Origin of the sequence: Borreliella burgdorferi B31 (genome assembly GCF_000008685.2) — a bacterium.
GTDB lineage: Bacteria > Spirochaetota > Spirochaetia > Borreliales > Borreliaceae > Borreliella > Borreliella burgdorferi.
Genome location: NC_000951.1, coordinates 1 through 23,131, shown reverse-complemented (window position 1 = coordinate 23,131; position 23,131 = coordinate 1). Strand labels below are relative to the sequence as shown.

The following is a 23,131-nucleotide window of genomic DNA, read 5'->3' as shown; positions in this document are numbered from 1 at the left end:
GTTAAAGAACTTAGCTAAACCCAACTTAATTGGATTTTTTTGATAGCAATATATTTTTTTAGCTATACATATACATATGTATAACAAAAACTATTTTTGTCAGGCTTTTTACAGAAATTATTATAATAAATAAAAGCTTTATTCAATTCTCATGTTAAAGAGCTTAATAAAGCCGCGGGCTTAGCTCAATTTATTTTAGATAAACTCACTAAACGATTAAATTCAGTTCAATTTAGAATTAAAATTATTTTGTATTTGTTAAAATAAAAGAACCTATTTAAATTCTCTTGTTAAAAAATTCAAATAATTTCTACTTTAAAGCTATATACTAACTTATTACTTTATAAAATTTTAATCATTCTTAATTTAAAAAATACTTATTGAATATAGAATAAATAATTGGAGCAAGTGTTATTCCCATTATTAAAATTACTTGTATTGTTCTATTACTTGCAGTAAGTTCGTTTTTTAAAACATTTATTTTATTATCTAGGTTAAATATATCCTTTTGTAAGGTTTTTTCTACACTATCTATTTTAGTATTCAAGCTAGATATATCTTTTTGCAAAGTTTTTTCTACATTATCTATCTTAGTATCTAAACTATCTATTTTGGCATTTAAGCTCTTTTCTACATTGTCTATTTTGGCGTCTAAACTATCTATTTTAGAATTAAGTTCATTTTTAACACTATCTATTTTAATATTTAAATTCTTCTCTACATTATCTATCTTAGTATCTAAACTATCTATTTTGGCATTTAAGCTCTTTTCTACATTGTCTATTTTGATATTCAAACCATCTATTTTTAAATTTAAATTCTTTTCCACATTGTCTATTTTGGCATCTAAATTAGATATGTCTTTTTGCAAATTCTTCTCTATATCAATTATTTTCTCTTTTAAAAATTCAAAGTTGTAATTATCATTATGCAGAAAAACAAAATCTATTGCTTCCTTGCTAAACCCTATATTTAAAAATTCGTTTTTTATACTTTCTATGTTATATGTTTTGTATGCTAAATTGTTCATAGATTATCCTTTTAATTGTTTATACATTTTTAAAAGTTTACTAATCAAATCTTTTTGATTTTCAAAAATCTCTTGCATCATAAAACTTGTAAATTTAGCATTGCTTTTGTAAAAATCATAACTTTCTTGAGTTTTAAGTTGAAATCTCAATGGTTTTATTGAGTTTTGTTTAGATTTTTTCAATACTGGACTTTCTTTATCTTTCAATACACTTAATATTAATCTAAATCCATTATCTAATACATATTGTTCCTCAATAACTCCTGCTTCTATTGCATTGGCAATTTTTAAATAGTTATACGCTTGAGTTTTTGCAACATCATAATCCTTTATAAAAGCATCGAAACTTTTGTATCCATCAAGTTTATAGTATTCATTATCTTTAATTTCTTTTAAGATTTTCATACATTCTACTCTATTAGAAACTCCTTCTCTAAGGTTTACATACAATTTCTTTTTCAAAGTATTATAACGATCTGTTTCAACACCATTTTTACTAACATTAGAAGAATCTACAAGTAATGCATTCCCCTCAGAATCAATATCCCTTTTATTGATTATTAATTTTGTATTATTTTTCATAACAAGCCTCCTTAATTATAAGTTCAACGCGTCGAACTTATAATTATAATTATTTTAATTTTGCATAAAAATTCATTAATGAATTTTTATACTCTTTTATATAATCCATTTGAAAATCAAAAGAAGAATTACTAGCAATTCTTCTATTTAAATCTTCTCTTTCTGATATCATTCCTAAAAAATTTTCTTTGGAGTTCAGCATTTCCAACAATTGCTTATGTGTATTATTTTTTTTAAATCTCGTTATTATAAAATAAGTAGGCAATTCTACACCTATTTTTTCCATAAAAAATTTCAAAAGGTCAAAACTTTCAATTGTCCATTTTTCTGCTGTCAAGGGGACAATTACATTGTTACAACAAACTAAAGCATTAGTTAAAGTAAAATCCAAACTTGGGGGAGTATCAATTATAATAAAATTATATCCAACATCTATATGTTTAAGCTCTTTTTTTAATCTAAATTCATCAAAAGTGTGCTTATAACCAAAAGCATTTATACTATGTAAAGTCAAATAACTAGGTATTAAATCTAAATTATTCGCTACATTAACGATTGATCGATTAATATCTAATTTTTCTATTAAAACTTCATATATATTATTTTTTCTTAAATCTATACTGGATTTTTGTATATCATCATAATAATAACTAGTGGTGGATGCTTGAGTATCTATATCTATTAATAATACCTTATATTTTTGAGCCAATAAGGTTGCAAATATAATTGCACTTGTGCTTTTACCAACACCGCCCTTGATTGACGCTATTGTTATTATTTTAGGTTTTTTATTATCCATTTTATTAACGGTCCTTGTTCCGGGTATTTTTTCCCATAAAATTTATACACTTGTTGTTCTAAATCCGTAAACATACTAAATAAAACTTTGTTGTAATGATTATTTGTTCTTTTTTTATCTAATAATCGATATAATCCCTTGAAATAGCAAAAGACACTTCCGGCTTTAAATCTAAATTCCATATAATATGCCCTTGCTAATGCATATGCTTTTCTAGCCCCGTTTATTTGATACTTTATTAATGGCTTTTTTATTGGTTTTCTGTAGCCATAAAAAATACCAATAAACTTATCTCCTTCTTTAATTGGGTATAAATGAGTTTCTTCAACAATTCTTTCTCCATTAAATAAGGCCCTCAATGATAATCTAAATTCGTGTTTTTTCTCATATACTCCAAATTTATAAATATCCATCATTATTTTTGTATGGTACATTGCTTTACCATTTTCTTTTTCAATTAAAATAAAGCGTTCTTTATTTTGGCATTCAACTTTACATTTGCCTTTTTTTACAGCTTCAATAGGTTCTGGTGCATTTTCCATGTTAAATCCTCATACGGCCTTTATGTTAAATTCTTCTGTGGTTAAAGAATTTTTTTCATTTTTTATTATTTCTAATAATTCAAGATGATATGTACCAAATACTTTATTGTATTCTATTTTCTTTTGGTTATTCAAATATTTTTTGATAATTGGCTTTAGAATTTCAATATTTGTTTCTTTTTTTAGTTGTTCAATAAGGATATTGAAAATGTTTTCCTTTAAATTTTGATAATTTTGTTGAGGATTTTCTTTTTTTCTTTCAATCGACTTTTCTAATTTACTCTTTATATTGTTTAAATCGCTATATTTATGATTTTCAATAATAAAATGGGGCTTAAATTTGTAACTTTCGTATACTTTTTGTAAATTTATCTTTAATTGTTCGGGGTTATATCCATTTTGTTTGAATTCTTTCTGAGTGTTATTTAAAATTCTTTTTAGTTTCTCTTGCTTTTCTTTAAAGCAAGATTTATTTAAATTTGTGTTTTTTAGCAATTTATTTTCAACTCTTTTTATGTTTTTGATTATTTTAATCATAGTATCTTTATCAACATTTAATGTTAATAAAAACGGAAGAATTTCTTTACATAACAAGTTGCTTTTATTGAAATACTTTATTACTTGATATTTTTCTATTTCTTTAATCTTTCTTTCTTCTTTTATATTATTTTTATTACTTAAACACTCCACTGAATTTACACTACCATTTTTAGAAATATCGTCTTTAAAATGGTTATTAACTCTAGATTTAAATCTAGAGTTTTTTCGCTCTTCAAAGTACTTGTTGATTTTCTGGTAACATTCTTTTTTAGGATACTTTAGTTTATAATAAATTTCAGTCCCACAATTTACACCCATGTGTTGGTAGTAATTAGTTGTAACTTTTAATACTTTTTCTAATTTATAAAGATAATTTTGCATTGTTCTTAGAGTAGTGGGAGCTAGACCATTTCTTTTTAGATTTTCATTAAAATAATAAAGTATGTTTTGTTGCGTGTATTTCTTATCTTTTTTGTTTAGAAAGTCTAGTGTTGAAGTAAGAGATATTAATTTGTGTTGGTGTTTGTTGTAGCAAGTTAGACTTTTTATGTTATTTAGAAAATCTTTCATATTTTCTCCTTTATTTAGTTATTAATAATTACAAATAATATAATGCAAAATTTTGATTTAAAAGTAAATACTTTTCTAAAAAAATATTAAATTTTAATTATTAATTTTGTTAAATTAATATACTTTTTATAACTTAGTAAAAAGATTGATTGATTTTAATTAAAAATTGGGCTACACTACAAACAGCGTAGTTATTTGAACATATTTCAGTTTGACTACCTTTATTTAGTAATTTGCAAAAAATAATAATATAGTGGGGACTTAACGAGATTCTTTAAGAAAAGAGTTTGGTTAAGTCCCACTTCTTTTTTGTAAAAATTTTTGTAAAAAGCCTGACAAAAATAGTTTTTGCTATATACTTATTTATTACTAAATAAAGGAGGAAAACATGAACAATGTTTCAAACAATAATAATCAAGAAATACAAAATAATATTCAAGCAGAAATAGACTTTTTAAATGATATGGATACTTTAAGAATGAACTTGCCACGTATTGACAAAAGTCTTAAAGGATACGGATATAAGTATCAAGATTTCAATGTCATAGTAGAAGTAATTCAAAATGTTATAAAAAATCACAATTTAAAGCTTGGTTTTTGGCAATTTCCAACTTTTGTGTATGGTAAAAATGGTGAAGTTCCTGTTGTTAGGACTACATTTTACAGTAAAAGTACTGGATACAAAGAGTCGCTTGATACATTAATTCATACAGATAAATTACAATGGAACGGTGAAAATGGGTCTAAAAATTTGAATACAATGCCACAACTTGTTGGTGCAGCTATTACTTATTTTAAAAGGTATGCTTTAGTTGCGTATCTTGACATAAAAAGTGAATTTGATACTGATGCAGCACCTATTTACAATAATCACGAAAACGAAAATTCTATGCCTAGCAAGCAAGTTAGTGTTAATCAAAAACAAGAACAAAAAAAGGACATAAATCAAGAAAAAAATCAACTAAACAGCTTTAATAAAAACTTGAAATCTGGCAAGGCTTATTGCTATGAAATTTTTAGAGACGCACTGTTTAATATAAAAAATTGGGTAAATGAAGGTGAAGAAAAAAATAATATAAATGCTCTTATTCGGGCATTATGTACTGATAATGATGATGCTTTAGAAGATCTTTTTAAAAAGAATGCTGAGCTTAAGAGTATAGAATATTGGGTAAATATTTTAAAAAAATATTTCAATAAAACTAATAGATTTGATGATCTAAATAAGCTTAAAGTATTTATGTCTGATAATCGAGACGTTTATAAAACAAAAGTATTAAAATTCTTTTGCATGTTGAAAAAAGAAAGACAATTTAATTATATATTTGCAGCATAGCAATATTAAAGCCCCCAAATAGGGGGCTGTTAGCTATTAGGAACCACCATTGTTGCAGTTACTAACCGCATTGTTTGCAAAATTATCTATATTGCCGCCGCTAAAGAAACCCTGAACTGTTTGTTTGAAGGTGCTTTTTTGTTGTTCAGAATTATCCCCAGTACACTTATCAAGTTCACTCTTTATATGATTAAGTGCAGATTTTATTTTGCTTTCATCATATCCTAAAAATTTATCAAATTCTCCATCATTACCCAGAGCTTCTTTTAACCAGTCAAGGTGTGTTTTCTGGTCTTCAGATAGCTTTTCTCTAAGTAGTTCTTCTTTAGATTTAGGTTTTTCTGGTGTTGCTTCTTTTTGGGTTAAATCACGCTTTCCCCTGCTTTTTGTTTGTTGTGCATTGTTTTTTAAAGTGTCATTATCATTAGAATTGCAGCTATTTAGTAGTAGTAAAAATAAACAAAATAATATGTTGATGATTTTCATTGTTATTTCCTTTCCTTATCTCCAGTACAATATGTTGAGTAAAAATAAAATTTATTCTTGTAATTATAGAGCTTATTTTTAAAAATCTTTAAAAATATTAATTGAGAGATTTATATTTTTCGAATGTTGTGCTAGCTTTTATTTCATTATTATTGAATATAGGAGTAACTAATGAGAAATAAAAACATATTTAAATTATTTTTTGCATCAATGTTATTTGTAATGGCTTGTAAAGCATATGTAGAAGAAAAGAAAGAAATAGATTCATTAATGGAGGATGTTTTAGCTCTTGTAAATGATTCTTCTGGAGGCAAATTTAAAGATTATAAAGACAAAATAAATGAATTAAAAGAAAATTTAAAAGATATAGGCAATGCAGAGCTTAAAGAAAAACTATTAAATTTGCAAAATTCCTTTCAGGATAAATTAGCGGCCAAATTAGCAGCGTTAAAAGCAGCTAAAAATACCATTGAAAACATTACTGACAAGGATCAGGATATTTCAAAAAGAAAAATATGGTCAGAAGCAAAATTAGTTGGAGTAACTGTACCACTTCTTGGAAGCAATACTTCTGGTAATGGGGATAAAATGTCTAAAAACGCTGTAGAACAGATAGACAAAGTAATAAAGTTCCTCGAAGAGGGCACTAATTAATTAGTAAATATTCATGTTGAAAATGTTAAAATCTAGATATTAGATTAAAGTAAATTTAATATCTAGATTTTCTTCTGTTGTAAAAGCCAATTTAATTATAAAGTAGAATTTCTTGCAAGAAAAACCTTTTTGTAATTTACATTTTTAATTGGGAATATTTATTATAGACTTTTTCCGCTATTGGTTTTGTTTTTTTAATGTACTCTAAATATATGTTGATATTGTGTTTTACTGCAGTTATGGAGTGTTCGTCTTTTAGTGTTGATAAGTCTGGATAAGGATATTCTGGATAATTTGGGTCATTAACTTTGACTTTTGTTTTAGCTAAAAATGTTACAAGGTACATAACATACTCTGAAAGTTGTGTTTCATATTTAGCTAAAGATTTTAGTGTTTGAATAATTGGCGGTTTTGGCTCTTCTGGTAGGTTAGCAATAGTGGTGCAACATAGCAGCAAAGCAATTAGTAGACAATGCAATCTTTTAAGCATTTTCACCTCTTTTAAGTATTTTGATATATTCTTTCATGATTTTGTTACGTGTTGCTTTAAGTGAAGTGATAATTCTTTTGCTTTTATCAGTAGAGATAGCCTCTATTATCTCAATGTTGTATTTTAAAATGTCTTGTATTTCTTCAAATATTTTAGTTGACTCAGCTGTTTCCATAGATTTTAGTGTGCTTATATATGTTTTGTAGAAAAAATCTATTACTTTACTAAAAGTATTAATGTAATTATGATCTATGTTTGTATCAGTTTTAGCTATGTTAGTTAAGCTGGATAGTAAATTAAGTCCTAAACCAATAGTGTTATTTTGCATTATTTATTCTTTCCTTATAGATAGGTTTTCCTTCCTGATTGAATTTCAGATCATTAGATATTTTGAGATTTTTTTCATCAGAATTAACTAAGTCAATGCATTGATTGATTTTTTCATTTAATGGAGCGAGTGCCGCATTTATTGCTGGGGTTAATGCACTCTCAAGTCTTTCCATATTTGCTGTATAGATTAATTTGTAATGAGAATACAGATCATAAACCAAAAAGAATCCTTTATGTGCAATTTCATCAAATTCATCTTCAAATTTAGAAAATATATCAATAAGGGTTGATAAAGACGTAAGTCCAAGCTCAACATTATCTTTGGATAATTTCATAAGTTAATCTCTTTTTTTAATGTGATTTTTGCCATTACCATTACCATTCTTAAAAATCTTGCCTATTACAATAGTCAATATGTCTTTTAGTAAAGGCTTGAGAAGAATTAATACTCCTAAAACCAGCACTGTTACAAAAATCATTACCGCTATAAGTTTAATTTCGTTTAAATTGATAAGAAGTTCGGTTAATTTAATAGTATCCATTTTTTAATCCTTCATTTTAATTTTTTATTTTTATACGTATATTATATACCAAAATCATAATTTTTGCTAAAAAGTTTACAGTTTTAAAAGATCTGGGAATGGATCTCCATACAAGGAGACTCTTTTTTGGACATACCATCCTTTATAAATGGGAATTCTGGTGAATAGTCCGCGGGGGCCCGCAATTTCATAAACCCTATTGTATGTAGTTTCATCAGAATACTGAAGTTTTAATGATTTTTTCTGCATCCTATTATCATTGATTTTTACTTGAATTTCAATATCAAGATAAACGGGAGAATTATCGTAACTTTTAGAAAAAATAAGAGTTACATCATCATTGTATTCCATATTAATAGATATCGCGTTATTCTCATAGTCAGAAGGATAAAGTGTAGTACTTCTAGTTCTGCCATAAGCAAAATTTGATGGTACTCCAAGTATATGTTTAGGAACGGGTGTTTTTTGAATAGTATCTGATGAAGGCATTATCAAAAGATCATCACTTCTAGATAAAGTGGCTGATGATATGCTATCTGTAAGGCGTGATTTAATTTTACTAAAAAGGTTAGAAATATTAGTAGAATCGTTGTTAATTAATTTGTCCGTTATTTTAGCATAAATTTTTTCTACAAAATCTTTATCAGCTGCAAGTTCTTCGGCAATTGTAGACTTAATTATCTGCTTAAAATAGTCTAATCCTTCTCCTTTAAATATTTTGTCTTTAGAAGCATCTAAAAAGTTTTTAAAGGTGATAGCATTACTGCTTGCAGCTCCATCATCAAGCAGTAAAAGATCAGTATCGTTAACGGTCGTAACCTTATTTAAATCTTTTATTTGAACCGTTTCTTCTTCATCAATTAGTAATTTTTCTTGATCATCAGCCATAAAACCTCCTTAGTTGTTAAAAGTTATAATATTGTTACCATCTGTATTATTAATTTTGAGAACTCTACCAATAGGAATAATTCCCTTTATAAAAGCATAAATTGAATGATCATAGCCTTTAGGAAGTGAGTTAAATACTAAAGCTTTTTTAGATGCAGCGTATCCCGGCTTCTTTTCTCTAAGAATTATCTTTTTTAGTCGTTTTCCTTTCTTAGTGCTAGGCGAAATAAATGTAGTAAAGTTTGTTTTTATTACCCCTTTTAAAGAGATATCAATAACCCCAGCTTCAGGAGTAGTAACTTCAATGTCCACATTTAAAAAGGTCTTGAAAATCAGTCTAAATGACTCGTCAGTGCCAATATGACGTAAAGCAAAAATAACACTATTAATATTGCTTGTAATACTTTGTAAAGTTTGAGTTTTTGCATAAAAGATAGATAAAACTTGAGATATCCATATTGCAATATATCTTGATTTTATATTTTCTATTACATTAATGGACATGAAGTTGGAATTAAGGGACTTAAGTTCATTAAGCAATGCTTGTGCATATTCTGTTTCTGTACGTATAAATTTATGAATTTCGGTGTTTTTGAAAAGATTGGGTATTTTCATATTTGTTAACTATCCAATATCAATAAGCAATCTATCTGTCATATTGAAAAGTAGCATTGTGTCATCATTAATGGCAATATCTTGATTTTTTTTAAAATCGCTATCACCAATTTTTGTAATACTCTCAGTGTCTGTATCTTTAATACAAGCACTTATTTCCATAAACTTAATTCCTTTAACTTCATTAACTGGAGCAAAAAAGTCTTGATATTCAAAGCTGATTCCCATATCAGAATAGTTATTTGAAATAATCCTAGAATATATATCCCTAATTTGAGAGTCAATATTTAAGTAGAGGTAGTTTTTAAGGTCAAGTTTATACTTTACTTTCATATAAACATATTTTCTTTTCCCTAGCGATATTTTATAGGATTTCCGTTGTCCAGTTGAATTGAGGCCATCAATTTCGATGTCTCCCTCAAGTAAAGTCCCACTAGGAGTTGTTAGATATAATGTCTCCCAAAGTTTTGCTTTAAATTTAGGACTATTAATATTAGATTTACTATCGTCTAGTAAAGTTTCCTTTAAAATTAGATATATGTTGGCTTTACCAGCTGCACTTTTAATATTAGTATGCTCAACCCCATCAAGATTAAGTAAAGCAGTGCGAACCGCGCTGTAAGTTGTGCTTTTAGAAGAAATGTGTTCTTCAATAGCAGCCCAATAAGTGCCACCCGGTTTCATTTTAGAAAAAAAGAGATTAAGCTCATTAATTATTTCTTCTTCAATTAATGCTAAAGAAGACGCAATAATGTTATAAATTGAGCTTTGGTTATCATCAATATTAATACCATAATTTACACGCAAATATTCTCTTTTCGATCTTACAATATCCTTAATTGTACGTTTTAAAATGCCAAAATCAGAATCAAAAACTATACTCATAAATTAAACTCCATATTCAAAACATCGCCTGAGAAAAAAAAGGATATGTGTGCTTTGTTGTCTTGTATAGTAGTTGAAATATTTATTAAATCTAAGTTAAGTTCTTTAGATATTTCGTGAAAATAATTTTTTACAGCGTGAAGATTGTTAATTTTTAACAGTTTTAAAAGCAAGAAATAGTCCAGTCCCCAATGAGGAGCATAGCTTAAACTACCCCTTAAGGTTTTTAAAAATATCAAAAATCTTTGTTTTTGTTCATCAATTCCATCAACAAGTGATAAATCGTTATTAAATACCAATTCGAAATTATTGCCTAATCTTAAATCCATACTAGTAATTATACCATATTTAGCAAAAATTACTTAAACAAACTATTAATATCAGAATTAATTTTAGTGGTTGCTATTTTTAGGCTGACTGGTTCAATTGCTGGGCCTCCTTGTGCGGGTACGACTTTTATACCCTCAATAGCACTTACAATATTTTTGAGAATTGTTTTTAAGCTAGTTGTTTGGTTAGCTATTTCAATGTTATTGTTTGCTTTAATTTTAACAGTATCAGAGATTAGATTTAAAGTCTTTGGGCTAATTGCACTAAGTATATAAAAATGATGTTTGTCAAAGTGAATATCGTTATTTTTATCAAAAATATTAACGCTTGATTGAAGCAGTAAAACGTTATCACCTTTTGATAGTTCTAAACTGATATTAGAGATATTTTTTGTGTGAATTTCTAAATCTTCAAATTCGGGTATTGTAACAATAGCTTCTTGAGTTTGATGTTTAAACTCCTTTACAGTGCCAATTTTAATTATGAAAATGTTTGAATAAATCCAATTTTTAAGGTCTTCTTGAGCCAATGCCTGGCCATAAAGGCGTTGATTCATTCTGTAAATTTCATAGTCTTCATTCATTCTAATTCTAGCCCCCTTTATTTTTTACGTTTTGTATTAGAATCATCTTCTAACTTTAATATTAATGAACACTCTCCTGTATTGCTAAGCCTTGCACTTGTTTCTTTTATAGTGGTTTTTATCATTTTCCCTAGTCCATCAATAAATGAGACTTTATCTCCAACATTTAACTTATGTGTGAAAAATGTTTTTGCGTTCCAAAATATAAGATTTTTTTTGAGTGTTGTGCCCAAAGTAATTTCTTGTTGTGGTATAAATTCAAGCCCATAGTCTTCTAATGCCTCGTAGTGGACATTTTCCCCCTTTTTTATATAATTAGTAAATATCAGATAGCATTCATATCCCCGTAAACCAGTACCAATATCGGCTATTATGTTATGAACATATGTTCCTTTTATTTTGTCAATAAACTCTTTTGGTGTTGTGGCATAAATATCTTTGTCAATAATTTTAAGACAATCTTTTTCATCCATATTAAGGATATTGCGATTGGGAAATACAGATTCTATTGCCTCCTGCACCGTTTTGCCTTTAAAGTTTTTGCCTTCTTTGCCTGCCAACTTACGATTGAAGAAGTTGCTTTTAGTTAATAAACGAACATCAAGATCTACACTAAAATCCCCACCCGGATAATCAGTACTCATAGGAGGTCCTAAAGTTCCTGCCATTATGAAATCAAAATTTTTTTCATGAGCAAATTTCTTATAATATATTTTTACTATATCTCCAAATTTAATGTCGTCGGTGAAGTCTAAGGGAAGATTCCAAAGTACGACTTTTGCTTGTTTGGAACTTATAGTATGAATATTTGAATACACGTTGGATATGGAAATATCAATATGAATTCCATCTTGTGTATTGATGATAATTTTAGGAATTTCTTCGGCGAAAGGAATTCCATCAGGTGATTTTTTTGATGTATCTACATTGTAGAACTCAATTTTAAAATCATATTGTAGTAACAGCATTTTTTATCCTTTATATTTTTCCAATGCAAATGTTTTTACTATTTCTATTGATAGACTAACCTCAACTTCGTCAATGAAAGGAGTATCTTTAAACGAAAGACTTGTAATTACAGCTAATTCTTTAAGGCCAAAAGTTGGACTATATATACTAAAAGGGACTTGTGCTTGTATTCTATTGGCTAGTTGTTCTTTTACAAGATGAGCGTCAAAGCGTAGCATAGTATTGCCAAAAACAGTCATTTTGAGTAAAGAAATCATATCCTTATATAAGGATGTTAGTATTCCCCCGTTTAATGAGATATGTTCACCAGTCATTACCGGATTGTAGCTTACATATTCCGCTTTTCTATCATAATAATTGATAACTGGTCTTTTAGAACAACTAGTATTATAAGTGCGTGTTATGAGTTCATTTTTTGGTTTTATAAAAAACAATTGAGGAATATATCCAAAACCTTTTAGATCCATTCTAGGAAATAACACTAAAAAATTATCTGCTCCGAAAAGGGCAAATATTTGGGTTATTACATCTCTTATTATTCGAGTAATCTCCCTGATTTCTTTCTTTTCAATATCATTGATTTTTTCCTTGATTTTTTTCTTTTCAATATCATGATTGTTAGTAATTTTATTATTAATATCTATTTTGTTAGCTGCATTGTTAGCAATTTTTTTGTTACTTGTCATAAGTAATTACCTTTTGTAAAAATTATGGTGTGCTGTTAGCATTGTCTTGATTTTGAATTTCTTCTTGTAGTTTTTTTAGAGCCGCACCCTCATCTCCGCCCATCCATCCAGGTAGCATCGATTTTAATTTTGCAAAGAAATAATTAAGATTAAAAATACTTTTAATGCCATTAATTATGGGATTAATAATGTGTGTTTCAAACGCAAAGTCTTTAAAGTAATTAGTTATCTTATTAATGAGGTCAAGTAATGGGTCCAAGACAGTAGTGGTTAAGTTTTGAAGAGTTTGCTCAGCTGAGGCCAAATTACTTTGAATACTCTCAGCATTATTGACTTTTTTTGTAAGGCCGAAAGATTTAAAATCCTCGAACATTTCCATCATCTTGGTAATTCTAGACTCTAGATCTACTTGTGCCCCGCTTTGCCAGGCCATTTTGGCATCTTCTATATATTTGTCTCCAACACCTGACTTCTTTAATAGATCAAAAAGCTCACTTCCATCACCCCCAAGAACACTATTAACAGCCTTTACTGCATCTTCGCTGCTCATAGCACCACTGGATTTAAGCATAGCTGCAAATTCTACTGCGTTTTTCAAATTAGTTTCATTTAACATATCTAAATCCCTTAAAGTCCCCTTAAAGACACTTGCTTGATTTAAGAATTCTTCTTTTTCTAAGTCGCGCTCAAATCCCTTCATTCCGCCAATAATCTTTAAAAGACCCTCTTTCTCTTTTGGATCATCATAAAACGCTTTATTGAGAAGTTGTGTTCTTTTAGTTTTGGTGTCTTCTTCAACCGCTTTTTTAGCAAAACCCAAAAGGCCGCCCCCAACTTTACTCATAGCGTTGCTAATGATATTACCTAGGGCACTGCCTATTGCAATTTTGGCAACAAGTCCTTTTCCTTGAGAGGCCGCTAACATTTTACTTTTTGCTTTTGATTCTTTTGCAAGTTCTTTATACTCAAGGCGTCTTTTGTCTTTATCAGACATTAAAGATCTTCTGAAAGCCTCTTTTCTGGCTTTCTCAAACCCCATGCCCTGTTTTATAAGCTTTTTAGTTTGTGTAAGTCTATATTTCTCAACACGCTCTCTTAAGCTTTCAAATTTAGATTGTTTGCTAAGTTCTTTTTTCTTGTTCGACAAATTATTTTTTACAATATCTTTAGTGCTTCCCAAACTGGAGTTTCTGGGTTTAAGATATTTTTCCATTTTAGAAATATCTTGTTCAATGGCCTTTTTTGTTGCAGCATGATCAAGAATCCCTTTAAATTTAATGGTGAATTTGTCGCTCACTAAGCCCTCACTTGCTTAAAATTAATTCATACAATTCTTTTTCTAATTTAATCTCAGCAAGTCTATTGACCTCTAAAAGCTCGTCATAAGGCAATTTCTTTACATTGTCGTACGAGCAAATATTCATAATTACTGGAAAATAATATTTGTCGTTCTTAATCTCGTCAAGCAAGTTAAAATATTTTTTTCTAGTCTCATTAAGACTTGCAATAGCTTTATCAATATCTCTATCTCTTTTGCTCATTTAGCAACCAGCTCATTGGAATTTGATGTACTTGATGAAAGTGAAGTGGCTACTTTTTCATAATCAAAATTTTCATTAATATAGTCAAAAGCAACAAAATCACCAACATTATTTTCATACTCACTCAAATATACTAAAGCGGGCTTTTTTAGATCATTGTCTAAATGAAAAGTATTAAATTGTGCAGTGTAAATTATTGCAACAAGATAGTCCTTATAATAAGAAATAAATTCTCTATTTTGATCCAAAATCACATAGAATTCGTCTAAAAATTTTGGACTTATCATTAAGCTTGTGATTTCTCTTAAGTATTTAACCTCATTAAGCTTTAAAACAGCGTCACTTTGATTAAATCCTAGCACTTTATCCCATTCATAGACGGGAAGTACTCTCAGCGGATATTCATAAGTTTTATTTTTAGTTAAAATTTTCATTTTATATCTCATTATCATAATAAGAATCTCCTTTTAAGAGTTGTTTGGTTTAGATTTTTGGCAATTAATAGCCCTAATTTCAAAAGATACTTTTTCGGCCTCAGCAGAATAACTTCTTGAAGGCTCTTCAGTAAAAATTGCATAGTTAGAAATAATTTTGGTAGCAATTCTATCATTGAATGCTAAATCAAGCATTTTATCCTCTTTTCTCACATCCATGTTGTAAAACTGTTCATCAGAAAGTTCAGTTAACAAAATGTAGTCATGACTACCTAGTGTCACTTCAATGTTGAAAACATAAGTTATTGTTTTGGGATCTCTTAAGCTTATTACAGGCATACCTTTATCTTCACTACTAATCACTGCTCTTGTTGTAGGTTCGCTTGTAAGCTCTAGCTTGCCACTATGTAACTGCGTACCACCAATTGAAAAATAAACTTCTCTTAAATCATAAAATTGCATTTTTAGCCCCCCTTTTAAGCACTTAAGCTGTTTTGATAATCAACTATATCTTGAGTAGTAATTACTAAAGCAACAGCATTAATGCTAAAGTTATAAGTAATATTCACGCTAAGTTCTAATTTAAGTTGTGGCGTAGGAGAAAGAGTAAGCCTTAAATTTTTATACTCTATTATCAGTCCTCTATCCACAAACCTTTTCAGTAAACATTCAATTGCTGAAGTATATGCATTGTCTCTAGCTCCACTAAGTTGTAGTGCAGATAATTTGCTATTTTGTCTATTGTTTTTGTTCCAAATTCTAATAAGCTCAATAATCGCTTCATTTTTTATATAGTGGTATGTAAATTGTTCGTCTATTGCACCTCCAGCTAGGTCAACACCTTCTTTAAATGCGGGTACACCATCAAGCCCAGTTTCATTAAGAAGTGAATAAAAGTTGATTTTTGCAGTTCTCAACTTTCCAATTACAGTATCATCAACAAGTGGTGTAGCAGCCAGCGGCATGCCATAAGGATTTACAGCATGAAAAATACTAGCTTGATGTAAATATTGACTTATAAATTTGAGGTGTAAATTGTCTTTATTATTGCTGTAAACAGCAATATTTCTTTCTTTTTCAGTATTGCCTTTATCTTTAAATAGTTCTTTTATTTCTTGTTCTTTAGTTGAGAATACAAAAAAAATTGAAGGTGTTTTAAACTTATCATAATCATCTTTATAAATCTTAAGTCCATCATCGGAATTATCACCCTCAGTATTAATAAGTACAACAAAAGTGTGTCTATGTACTTTAAGATATTTTTTTAACTCTTCGGGTTTATCCTTATAAATAAAAAGATCGGCTGATTTTAATGATTCTTCACTTGAATTGAAAAAATTCGACATTGCGGTTTTAAGCAGTGTTTTTTCTTTTCCAAACTGATCTTGTCCATTCCCATTATCTTTTTCTAAAGTTTCAATTTGTTTTTCATAGTTATTAACGGTTAAATTCAATATTTTATAGTTAGCAGCATCTTTATTAACTTTAATTTTGGCTGTTTTGTAAACCAAAAGTGGATTATAATAATTGGGCCTACTAGCTTGAATTCTAGAGTCAAGCAAACTTACACTAATTGTATCTTGCGGCAATTTTGTATTCCTCCTTTAAAATTTCAATTGCTTTTACACTAGCATTAAATGCTATAGATGCACTGTATGCATGGTTGCTATATTTTGTGCCTAAATTAATAAGCCCAACTGTTTGCATATTAGATATTGGATAAATGTAAAAGTTAACTTTACTAATATATTCGGGTTGGGATTGACTTTCTAAAGTATACTTATGGGCTTTATTGTGTAGAAAATTGCTAAGCATACCATAAAGCATTAACATACGTGAATTAGCGTCAAAATCTTGAGCGTTTAACACTATAGCAATAATATATATTTGAAAATTTAAACTGAATTCCAAAGCATTTTCATAAAATGCACCGGCTCTAGAATTATGATCAAATAGATTTTCTGTACCATCAAATTTCAATGCTATTATATTTGAGCTAGCAGCTGTGATTTTTGAAAGGTACGGGTGATTGTAAGTATTTATGATATCGCACTCAAAATTATTTTCAGTTGCATACGCCTTAAACCCTTTGAATATTTGAGTTAAATGGTTTAAAACCATATCTAAAGTAAAAATCATTCAAGTGTTACCTTATAAGTAATCTCGGATAACATTTTGGCTGTATCAACAAGTGGAATTGCTGCGGTGTTACTACCCTTTTTAAACTTACTTTTGATTGTATTAGCCTTTAAGGCTGGAGAGACTTGTGCTGATAATAGATAATTTCCATAGTACCTTATAAAAGCTTGTCCAATAGCCTCCATTCCCGATTTGGGGTCAAGATTAAACTTAGAATTTATATAACTATTATTGATATATTCTCTAAATTCAGAACTACCAGCAATTTTGGTTAAATGTTTTCTTGCTGGTAAATTGCTACCCCCTTTTTCATGCATTCTAGCAATCCCTGCACGACCACCAAACCACCCAATTTCCAATTCCATTTTAAACTCTAGTTTGTCCATATAAACTCCTTTAAAACCAAAGTAAAATATCCGATTGAAGAGTCAATACTAAATATTTCAAAGTAAATTAAATCCGAAATTGATATGCGGTCTTTTAGTTCATAGTTAAGGTCTTGATATGTGTAAAGTTTGGAATATCCTTGAATATCAGACATATCAGAGTCATAAAGCACTGCAAGTTCTTGTGGCCTTATGTCAATAATAACTCCTGCAAATTCAGTGTACTTATTTTTATCAAAAACTCTCTGATAAGAAGAATCGTTTTCAAGTTTAACAACAGTGCCTTTATAAAACCTTAAAGGTTGAGGATCCTTAAATACGTTGATCATGCGGAAAGACATATCTGAAAGTCTTTTTCTAACACCATTCATTAGACAACCCCCACACAAGATGGCGTTGAAGTTTCTCTTTTTAGTTTTTCTAAAAATGCATCAAGTTGTGAACAAAAATTCTTGTTTGAGCCACAACCCCCCTCGCCGCCTTCTTCGCCTCCACTGCTACTAGGATAATAATCAAGTTCAAGTTCATTGAATTTCTCTTTTTTGATCCTATCAAATTCAAATTCTCGAACAACTCCCTGTTTTCTTAATTGACAACCCATATGGTAAAAGGTAAGTAAAAATATTTGTTCATATGTAAGTGAACTAGCATCAATACCACGTGTTACTAGAATAGCTTGAAGTAAAGATAAATGAAGTAGAAAATTTTGTCTGCTTAATGCAAGTTTGTCTATTCCTAGTAACAATAACACTTCAGAATAAAGTTTTGTTACCAAAAGTTCTTCTTCAGCCTCAACTTGTGTTTGTAAGTTTTTTTGTTCGCTCACCTCGATTTACCTTATGTTTTTAACTTTGTTTAATATGTACTTGCAAAATAGTTTTTCTAGTAGCAAGTAACCCTCCTAAAACAAAATCAATGTATGAATGAGCAATATCAGTTGAATCTTTATCCACTTGTTCATTTGGTGTAGGTAACATATACTTGCTAGGTTTAAACTTAATAAGCTCTGGGTTTAATGGGTAAATAAGTATTTGATGTTTTAGCAAGTTTGAAGTTTCAATGTAGACATCTTCTCTATTATTAATAGCCTTGATAGTTTGAATCAAAACATCCTCCCATTTTTCGCAGCTACTTGCTGCACCCTGTGCTGCTGCGTATGGCTTTACGAGTTTGAGCGAAGTTGTAGGGTCAACTATTACCATCATAGGTGTAGAAAATTCGTCTCCTAGCTCTAACTTTGAAAGTCCCGCCTCAATTTTTTCAAATATTTTATCCATTTTATCTTTATCACCACTAGCAACTTCTTCTTTTACTTGATGTGGCATATTAAGAAGTCCATACATATTGGGAAGTAGACGTTTTTGATTTTTTCCATCTTTTTGAATTGAAACAGTGCCTGTTAGTACAAAGTGATTAATAAGTTTAATAATCTCGCTACTTGCAAGCTTATAGGCTTGAGAGAAAGGAAGTAAATTGTTATTAATGTCACCAAGATATGAGTCTGAAGTGTAAAATTTTTCAGACGCCTGCTTTAAGTGCCTAAATTTGTACTGTAATTTTAAGTAATTAAGTCTTACCACTTCAGAACTAAATCCAATAGTTGAAATAGTATTAACCTCATTAGCAATCGTTGTAGGATTAGCATTTAAAAACGCATCCCACTTTACAGTTCTTTGGTAGCCCATCTGAAGATCAACATCTTCAATTTGATCAGGCGAAAACCATTTATACATTATAGGATCTTTAACTTCTCCTATAATATTTGCCACAGCTTTTGCATAATAATTTTCATCAAATAATTCCATATTAAATCCTCCCAAATATCATTAATTTTTACTTACAGCTTTATTTCCAAATACTGCTACTTTTATTAAATAAACATCGTTACTAATTTGTTTTGCATCAGACAACGCTATTGCATTAATAGTTGCCTTATTTGGTGGTGCTCCAGTCACCTTTTCAAGAGCACCGTCTTTATTAAAAACAAGTTTGTCTTTTACTTTAAGCGTAGAATCTTTTGCTACTAAATAACCCTCAAAATTATTTGTAATCGGAACAATAGTGGCTGTTTTGCTAAACTCATCTATATCAATGCATATTCCGTATAAATCATCTTCACCACCAGCCTCAACGTGGGGTTCATAGTGAATTTGATCAGCTTTTTCCTCTTGAATAACTCTTTTTACCCCACGCTTATATGGATACCCAGAAAATGGATGATTTTCTAATTTGTCAAATTTGCTGGTTCTAGTGCCTCCAGAGGCAAAAAATTGTATGTTTTTATCTCTAAACTCTACAGAATTGCTAAGCAAACCAGCGTCATGCTGGGGATTTTTCATAAACTTTTCAAGTTTACTTCTCTTCTCTTGATAATCTTTTACTAATTGCGTTGTGTCTGCCATTTGTTTAACTCCTTTTATTGCCCAAGGCTTAACCACCAGCTTCAGGTGTTACTGTTTTCTCAAGGCCTCTATTGCCAAAAATTGCAACTTTTATCAAATTAATAGAATACTCTTGTTTGGGATATCTAGCTTGATCTTGATATTCATCTTCGGGTGCAAAATTGATTGTAAATGAATCAGAGAGGGCATATGCATTAATTACGGTTGGTGGCCCACCACCAGCCTTGATAATAACCCCATTGTTATTTATATCCAATATTTCTCCCATTTTTATACTCGGATTTCTTGTAACAAGATACCCTTCAAAGTTATTCGTAATTGGTAATACATACGCAGTACTACTAAACTCACATACATCTACACATATCCCATACATATCAGTATCAGCACCAACTTCAACATATATAGAGTTCTCTTTTGGAACAAGTTTAACCCCACGCTTATATGGAAAACTATTTGCTGGATCATAAAGGTATTCTTCTATTTTGTCTGCAAAGCTTGAACATGTAAAAGAATAAGCATTAACTCGCGCATTCTTTGATTTAAAACAACCACCCGAACTACTAAAAACCTTATTTTCAATCGAACTCATTGATTTTGAATATTTTTTAAATTTTAAAAGAACATCGTCAAGTTCTTTAACTGAATCTAAATAAGGATCTTTTGCCTGTACTTCTTCAGCCTGTCTTGTTTGACGTTTAGATCTAGGAGCAACTGGAATTTCTGATTCTAGCCCTAATTGTGGATTATCATCAACATTAGGAGCTTTAGCTTGCCCTTTGCCTTTTAAAGCCATAATTTAATTACCTTTTAAAGCTCTATTCCCAAAAACACTAGCAAGCACTATAGATAACTCTTCGGTTAATTTATGTACTTTTGAAAGTGCTATAGCATTAACAGATTTATCATTTCCCCCATTCTTTTCAAGCTCTCCTTGTGCATTAAAATGCAGCTTATCACCTGGGTTTACACCATTTCCATTTTTCTTAAATGTTAAATACCCCGTGAAGTTATTTGTAATTGGAACTACAGTTGCCATGCCAGTAAACTCATCTATATCAGTGCATATTCCGTACAAGTCATCCCCACCACCAGCCTCAACTTCTAGTTCTGTTGTACCATCTGCACTAAAACTAAGCTTGACTCCACGCTTGTATGGATACCCTTTAGCAGGATAATTTTCTATTTTGTCTTTACTACTAGTAAAAACTCCATCCGAATTGGAGTAAATTAGATTTTTATCTCTAAAATCTACAGAATTACTAAGCAAACCAGTATCTTGCTGAGGATTTTTCATTAATGCTTTAATTTCTGCAACTTTTTTATCAAACTCTTCTTTTATTTTTGTAATACCATCGCTCATTAAAAACTCCTTTAAGCAATACTTGTTCTTTTATGTCTTTTTAGATTTTCATAAAATTGAATTCGTCTTTGCTTGTAAGTATTACTTATCGCTTGTACAAATTCTGTGAAATTAATAGGTACAAAATTAGAATTAAGCAAACTTGCTCTTTCTTCTGATTTAATAGCAATATTCCCCTTAATAGAGTCAACAGAAGAAGAATTGCTACTCGCATTTTTTCTTAATTTAATATTCACTTTTGCTAAAGAAACAAGTTGCTCTAATATCTCCCCATCTATATGACTTATGTCTGATACTTTGGCAATAGCTTTAATTTGCTCAATTGGAACGAACTTGCGTACAAGTTCTCTACGTTGTGCTTGCATAATGTCTTTTAATGTATATCCTTTTGCAAGTAGCACCTCTTTGTTAAAATGATTGCTAAGATGTGCTTTTGCAAGTGTATCAATTTCATTAATTCGCTCAGCCTCTAGTAACAATTGCTTTTCAATACGCTCCCGCTCTTCAACTTCTGCAAGTTCTTTTGTTATTCGTTCATTTATACTTAAATCTCGACTTGTCTCTTTAGATTTACTATTTGCCTGCTCTTTAAAACGCATGTACTCTTCAAATTCCTGCACACTGATAACTTTAGTATCAGCCTTAATTTGCTGCTCTTCTTTATCTTGTGCTTGCAGGTCTTCTTTTTCTTCTTTCTCAGTCATCTTTTAACTCCTTTTCTCAAAATGAGAATAATTTCTCTTTTAACATCGCTAGCTCCTCATTATTAAATGAGCTACTTTGTATAAGCTGGTTATATTTACTGTAAAGCTCAATTAGCTTTATATCTCTCTCTACTTTTTGTTCTTCACTTAACATAATCAGCGAATTAAACTTCATATCAAGCCCAAAATACTTTGTAAGTTTTAAATTACAAGAGTTCTCAACTTGTTCTTGTACACCTTTGAGAAAATCGTAATAATTACTCCTATCACCTTTACCATCATTTCCTAGCCCTTTAGCCTGCTCATTAAAACTTCTGGTTAAGGGCTCTTTAGTATCTGCACCAATTTTTGCCTTAATTAATGCTAAAGCCTCCTTTAAGTAGCTAAGATCGTATTTAATAACCTCTAAACTAGCACTAGGGGTGGCCGTATAAAACATTCCCTCATTATTTAGATTGCTTTTTAGCCTAGCAAGCTCCTGTGATAATGAGTCATTAAGGTTTCTTAAATTAGAAATATCTTTACTATGATTGTTTGAATTTTGTTTTCTCAAAAAAGAAGATAAAATGCCACTTCCCCTATCATTATTGCTCTGAGTAAGTGCACTTAAAGAAGTTGTTGCACTAGAAAGTGCGTCTTGTAGTTGTACTAAAGATTCATCTTTGTAAAACAAAAAATTGTGGTTTTCAATACGTCTTTCTATTTCTACGTATATCTTTTCAAATAAATAAATATCTAGTAAAAAGCTTTCGGTATAACACGGAACATATCTTTTTAAGATATAATCAAAGTTTTCATATATGATAAGTCGACTTTTATGTATTTTAACTGCGTCTAAAGAATTGTTCTTATTGTTGGATTTTACTTTATAGGTTATATGATCAAAATCAACTCCCAAATCTCTTACATATTCATAATCAAGGTATTCAAAACCAATAGGTAATTCTATATTAACGGGTTGTTCGAGATCTATTAGGGTATCTTTGGTTTTTACTAAAACATAGCCAATCCCATGAAAACGGTAGCTTATAATACAATTAAGCAGAGCATTCTTAAGCTGTACCTTTAACCTAGCAAGTTCAACCTCACTAACATTGTGAGCAGCACTCTCAAGAATAAGTCCGTTCTTGAGACAATCTTCTGCTACATTTTCAATGTAATTTCTAAAAAATATTGAGTATTTGTATAGTTCTAGTGAACTTATTTTATCTATTAGTTTTGTTTTTCTTAAATCACACACCTTTTTACTTCTCTTTATTAAATTAGATGTATGATAGCAAAAACTAATATTTTTGTCAATAAAAT

General features: G+C 29.6%; 34 protein-coding genes. 2 read left to right on the top strand and 32 right to left on the bottom strand.

Annotated elements, in window-relative coordinates:
* Positions 1 to 361: 361 nt before the first annotated feature.
* The 5 genes from bdr to BB_RS06630 are packed head-to-tail and all read right to left on the bottom strand — an operon-like array spanning position 362 to position 4,063.
* Entirely contained in the window at positions 362 to 1,030 is a 669-nt protein-coding gene (gene bdr / locus BB_RS06650) for a Bdr family repetitive protein (RefSeq protein ID WP_010258659.1), read from the bottom strand.
* Between the two features lie 3 nt (positions 1,031 to 1,033).
* Positions 1,034 to 1,612, bottom strand: a complete 579-nt coding sequence (locus tag BB_RS06645; protein ID WP_008882906.1) for a chromosome replication/partitioning protein — start codon at positions 1,610 to 1,612, stop codon at positions 1,034 to 1,036.
* A gap of 49 nt (positions 1,613 to 1,661) precedes the next feature.
* Positions 1,662 to 2,411 (bottom strand): ParA family protein, encoded by a 750-nt coding sequence (locus tag BB_RS06640; protein WP_010883808.1) that lies wholly within the window; start codon positions 2,409 to 2,411, stop codon positions 1,662 to 1,664.
* Entirely contained in the window at positions 2,387 to 2,953 is a 567-nt protein-coding gene (locus BB_RS06635) for a DUF226 domain-containing protein (RefSeq protein ID WP_010883807.1), read from the bottom strand. The genes BB_RS06640 and BB_RS06635 overlap by 25 nt, the downstream gene beginning before the upstream one ends.
* 9 nt (positions 2,954 to 2,962) lie before the next feature.
* Entirely contained in the window at positions 2,963 to 4,063 is a 1,101-nt protein-coding gene (locus tag BB_RS06630) for a plasmid maintenance protein (protein ID WP_010883806.1), read from the bottom strand.
* A gap of 388 nt (positions 4,064 to 4,451) precedes the next feature.
* Here BB_RS06630 and BB_RS06625 point away from each other — a divergent pair, with 388 nt between their 5' ends.
* Positions 4,452 to 5,399, top strand: a complete 948-nt coding sequence (locus BB_RS06625; RefSeq protein WP_010883805.1) for an ERF family protein — start codon at positions 4,452 to 4,454, stop codon at positions 5,397 to 5,399.
* 36 nt (positions 5,400 to 5,435) lie between these two features.
* Here BB_RS06625 and BB_RS06620 read toward each other — a convergent pair whose 3' ends face one another.
* Entirely contained in the window at positions 5,436 to 5,885 is a 450-nt protein-coding gene (locus BB_RS06620) for an Mlp family lipoprotein (RefSeq protein ID WP_010883804.1), read from the bottom strand.
* A gap of 171 nt (positions 5,886 to 6,056) precedes the next feature.
* Between BB_RS06620 and revA the strand changes: the two genes are divergently transcribed.
* The gene (gene revA / locus BB_RS06615; protein WP_010258452.1) at positions 6,057 to 6,539 is read left to right on the top strand and encodes a fibronectin-binding protein RevA; all 483 of its coding nucleotides are present in this window, start codon (positions 6,057 to 6,059) and stop codon (positions 6,537 to 6,539) included.
* 136 nt (positions 6,540 to 6,675) lie between these two features.
* Here the strand turns inward: revA and BB_RS06610 are convergent, their stop codons facing one another.
* The 26 genes from BB_RS06610 to BB_RS06485 form a co-directional block, all read right to left on the bottom strand.
* On the bottom strand, positions 6,676 to 7,029 hold the full coding sequence (locus BB_RS06610) for a BBA14 family lipoprotein (protein WP_010883803.1): 354 nt from the start codon (positions 7,027 to 7,029) through the stop codon (positions 6,676 to 6,678).
* Positions 7,022 to 7,357: a BlyB family putative holin accessory protein gene (locus tag BB_RS06605; RefSeq protein WP_002658486.1), complete on the bottom strand. Its 336-nt coding sequence runs from the start codon at positions 7,355 to 7,357 to the stop codon at positions 7,022 to 7,024. The genes BB_RS06610 and BB_RS06605 overlap by 8 nt, the downstream gene beginning before the upstream one ends.
* The gene (locus BB_RS06600; protein WP_010883802.1) at positions 7,347 to 7,694 is read right to left on the bottom strand and encodes a BlyB family putative holin accessory protein; all 348 of its coding nucleotides are present in this window, start codon (positions 7,692 to 7,694) and stop codon (positions 7,347 to 7,349) included. Before BB_RS06600 ends, BB_RS06605 begins: the two co-directional genes overlap by 11 nt.
* Before the next feature lie 3 nt (positions 7,695 to 7,697).
* A complete protein-coding gene (blyA, locus tag BB_RS06595) occupies positions 7,698 to 7,901 on the bottom strand; it encodes a holin BlyA (protein WP_002658481.1) in 204 nt (67 codons plus the stop codon).
* A 75-nt stretch (positions 7,902 to 7,976) separates the two neighbouring features.
* Entirely contained in the window at positions 7,977 to 8,789 is an 813-nt protein-coding gene (locus BB_RS06590) for a DUF685 domain-containing protein (RefSeq protein ID WP_044283645.1), read from the bottom strand.
* 9 nt (positions 8,790 to 8,798) lie between these two features.
* The gene (locus BB_RS06585) at positions 8,799 to 9,404 is read right to left on the bottom strand and encodes a DUF735 family protein (protein WP_010883801.1); all 606 of its coding nucleotides are present in this window, start codon (positions 9,402 to 9,404) and stop codon (positions 8,799 to 8,801) included.
* Positions 9,405 to 9,413: 9 nt separating this feature from the next.
* Positions 9,414 to 10,289, bottom strand: a complete 876-nt coding sequence (locus BB_RS06580; RefSeq protein ID WP_010883800.1) for a DUF276 domain-containing protein — start codon at positions 10,287 to 10,289, stop codon at positions 9,414 to 9,416.
* Complete coding sequence (locus tag BB_RS06575) at positions 10,286 to 10,618, bottom strand: DUF2634 domain-containing protein (RefSeq protein WP_002658459.1); 333 nt, start codon at positions 10,616 to 10,618, stop codon at positions 10,286 to 10,288. The genes BB_RS06580 and BB_RS06575 overlap by 4 nt, the downstream gene beginning before the upstream one ends.
* Positions 10,619 to 10,647: 29 nt before the next feature.
* Positions 10,648 to 11,202: a DUF777 family protein gene (locus BB_RS06570; protein WP_010883818.1), complete on the bottom strand. Its 555-nt coding sequence runs from the start codon at positions 11,200 to 11,202 to the stop codon at positions 10,648 to 10,650.
* Between the two features lie 17 nt (positions 11,203 to 11,219).
* Positions 11,220 to 12,170, bottom strand: a complete 951-nt coding sequence (locus BB_RS06565) for a DUF693 family protein (protein WP_010883817.1) — start codon at positions 12,168 to 12,170, stop codon at positions 11,220 to 11,222.
* Positions 12,171 to 12,173: 3 nt separating this feature from the next.
* On the bottom strand, positions 12,174 to 12,857 hold the full coding sequence (locus BB_RS06560; protein WP_010883746.1) for a DUF792 family protein: 684 nt from the start codon (positions 12,855 to 12,857) through the stop codon (positions 12,174 to 12,176).
* Positions 12,858 to 12,879: 22 nt separating this feature from the next.
* Entirely contained in the window at positions 12,880 to 14,154 is a 1,275-nt protein-coding gene (locus BB_RS06555; RefSeq protein WP_010883826.1) for a DUF759 family protein, read from the bottom strand.
* A gap of 7 nt (positions 14,155 to 14,161) precedes the next feature.
* Positions 14,162 to 14,398 carry a DUF1322 family protein gene (locus BB_RS06550; RefSeq protein ID WP_002658446.1) on the bottom strand — a complete coding sequence of 79 codons (237 nt, stop codon included), beginning with the start codon at positions 14,396 to 14,398 and terminating at the stop codon, positions 14,162 to 14,164.
* Positions 14,395 to 14,850 (bottom strand): DUF1473 family protein, encoded by a 456-nt coding sequence (locus tag BB_RS06545; RefSeq protein WP_002658668.1) that lies wholly within the window; start codon positions 14,848 to 14,850, stop codon positions 14,395 to 14,397. The genes BB_RS06550 and BB_RS06545 overlap by 4 nt, the downstream gene beginning before the upstream one ends.
* Positions 14,851 to 14,865: 15 nt before the next feature.
* Positions 14,866 to 15,294: a DUF1463 domain-containing protein gene (locus BB_RS06540; protein WP_002658441.1), complete on the bottom strand. Its 429-nt coding sequence runs from the start codon at positions 15,292 to 15,294 to the stop codon at positions 14,866 to 14,868.
* A 14-nt stretch (positions 15,295 to 15,308) separates the two neighbouring features.
* On the bottom strand, positions 15,309 to 16,421 hold the full coding sequence (locus tag BB_RS06535) for a DUF787 family protein (protein ID WP_010883825.1): 1,113 nt from the start codon (positions 16,419 to 16,421) through the stop codon (positions 15,309 to 15,311).
* Complete coding sequence (locus tag BB_RS06530) at positions 16,402 to 16,971, bottom strand: DUF764 family protein (protein ID WP_010883816.1); 570 nt, start codon at positions 16,969 to 16,971, stop codon at positions 16,402 to 16,404. Before BB_RS06530 ends, BB_RS06535 begins: the two co-directional genes overlap by 20 nt.
* Positions 16,968 to 17,357, bottom strand: a complete 390-nt coding sequence (locus BB_RS06525; RefSeq protein ID WP_002658723.1) for a hypothetical protein — start codon at positions 17,355 to 17,357, stop codon at positions 16,968 to 16,970. Before BB_RS06525 ends, BB_RS06530 begins: the two co-directional genes overlap by 4 nt.
* Entirely contained in the window at positions 17,345 to 17,728 is a 384-nt protein-coding gene (locus BB_RS06520) for a DUF1506 family protein (RefSeq protein WP_002658726.1), read from the bottom strand. Before BB_RS06520 ends, BB_RS06525 begins: the two co-directional genes overlap by 13 nt.
* Positions 17,728 to 18,183, bottom strand: coding sequence for a DUF3890 domain-containing protein (locus BB_RS06515; RefSeq protein WP_010883815.1), 456 nt, complete (start codon positions 18,181 to 18,183; stop codon positions 17,728 to 17,730). The genes BB_RS06520 and BB_RS06515 overlap by 1 nt, the downstream gene beginning before the upstream one ends.
* Before the next feature lie 19 nt (positions 18,184 to 18,202).
* Positions 18,203 to 19,162 (bottom strand): hypothetical protein, encoded by a 960-nt coding sequence (locus BB_RS06510; protein WP_010883814.1) that lies wholly within the window; start codon positions 19,160 to 19,162, stop codon positions 18,203 to 18,205.
* 21 nt (positions 19,163 to 19,183) lie between these two features.
* Positions 19,184 to 19,759 carry a DUF228 domain-containing protein gene (locus tag BB_RS06505; RefSeq protein WP_010883824.1) on the bottom strand — a complete coding sequence of 192 codons (576 nt, stop codon included), beginning with the start codon at positions 19,757 to 19,759 and terminating at the stop codon, positions 19,184 to 19,186.
* A 28-nt stretch (positions 19,760 to 19,787) separates the two neighbouring features.
* Complete coding sequence (locus BB_RS06500; RefSeq protein WP_010883823.1) at positions 19,788 to 20,555, bottom strand: DUF228 domain-containing protein; 768 nt, start codon at positions 20,553 to 20,555, stop codon at positions 19,788 to 19,790.
* 3 nt (positions 20,556 to 20,558) lie between these two features.
* Positions 20,559 to 21,122 (bottom strand): DUF228 domain-containing protein, encoded by a 564-nt coding sequence (locus BB_RS06495; protein WP_010883822.1) that lies wholly within the window; start codon positions 21,120 to 21,122, stop codon positions 20,559 to 20,561.
* An 11-nt stretch (positions 21,123 to 21,133) separates the two neighbouring features.
* Positions 21,134 to 21,826 carry a DUF1357 domain-containing protein gene (locus BB_RS06490; protein ID WP_010883821.1) on the bottom strand — a complete coding sequence of 231 codons (693 nt, stop codon included), beginning with the start codon at positions 21,824 to 21,826 and terminating at the stop codon, positions 21,134 to 21,136.
* A gap of 16 nt (positions 21,827 to 21,842) precedes the next feature.
* Positions 21,843 to 23,066, bottom strand: a complete 1,224-nt coding sequence (locus tag BB_RS06485) for a phage portal protein (protein WP_010257444.1) — start codon at positions 23,064 to 23,066, stop codon at positions 21,843 to 21,845.
* Positions 23,067 to 23,131 lie beyond the last annotated feature (65 nt).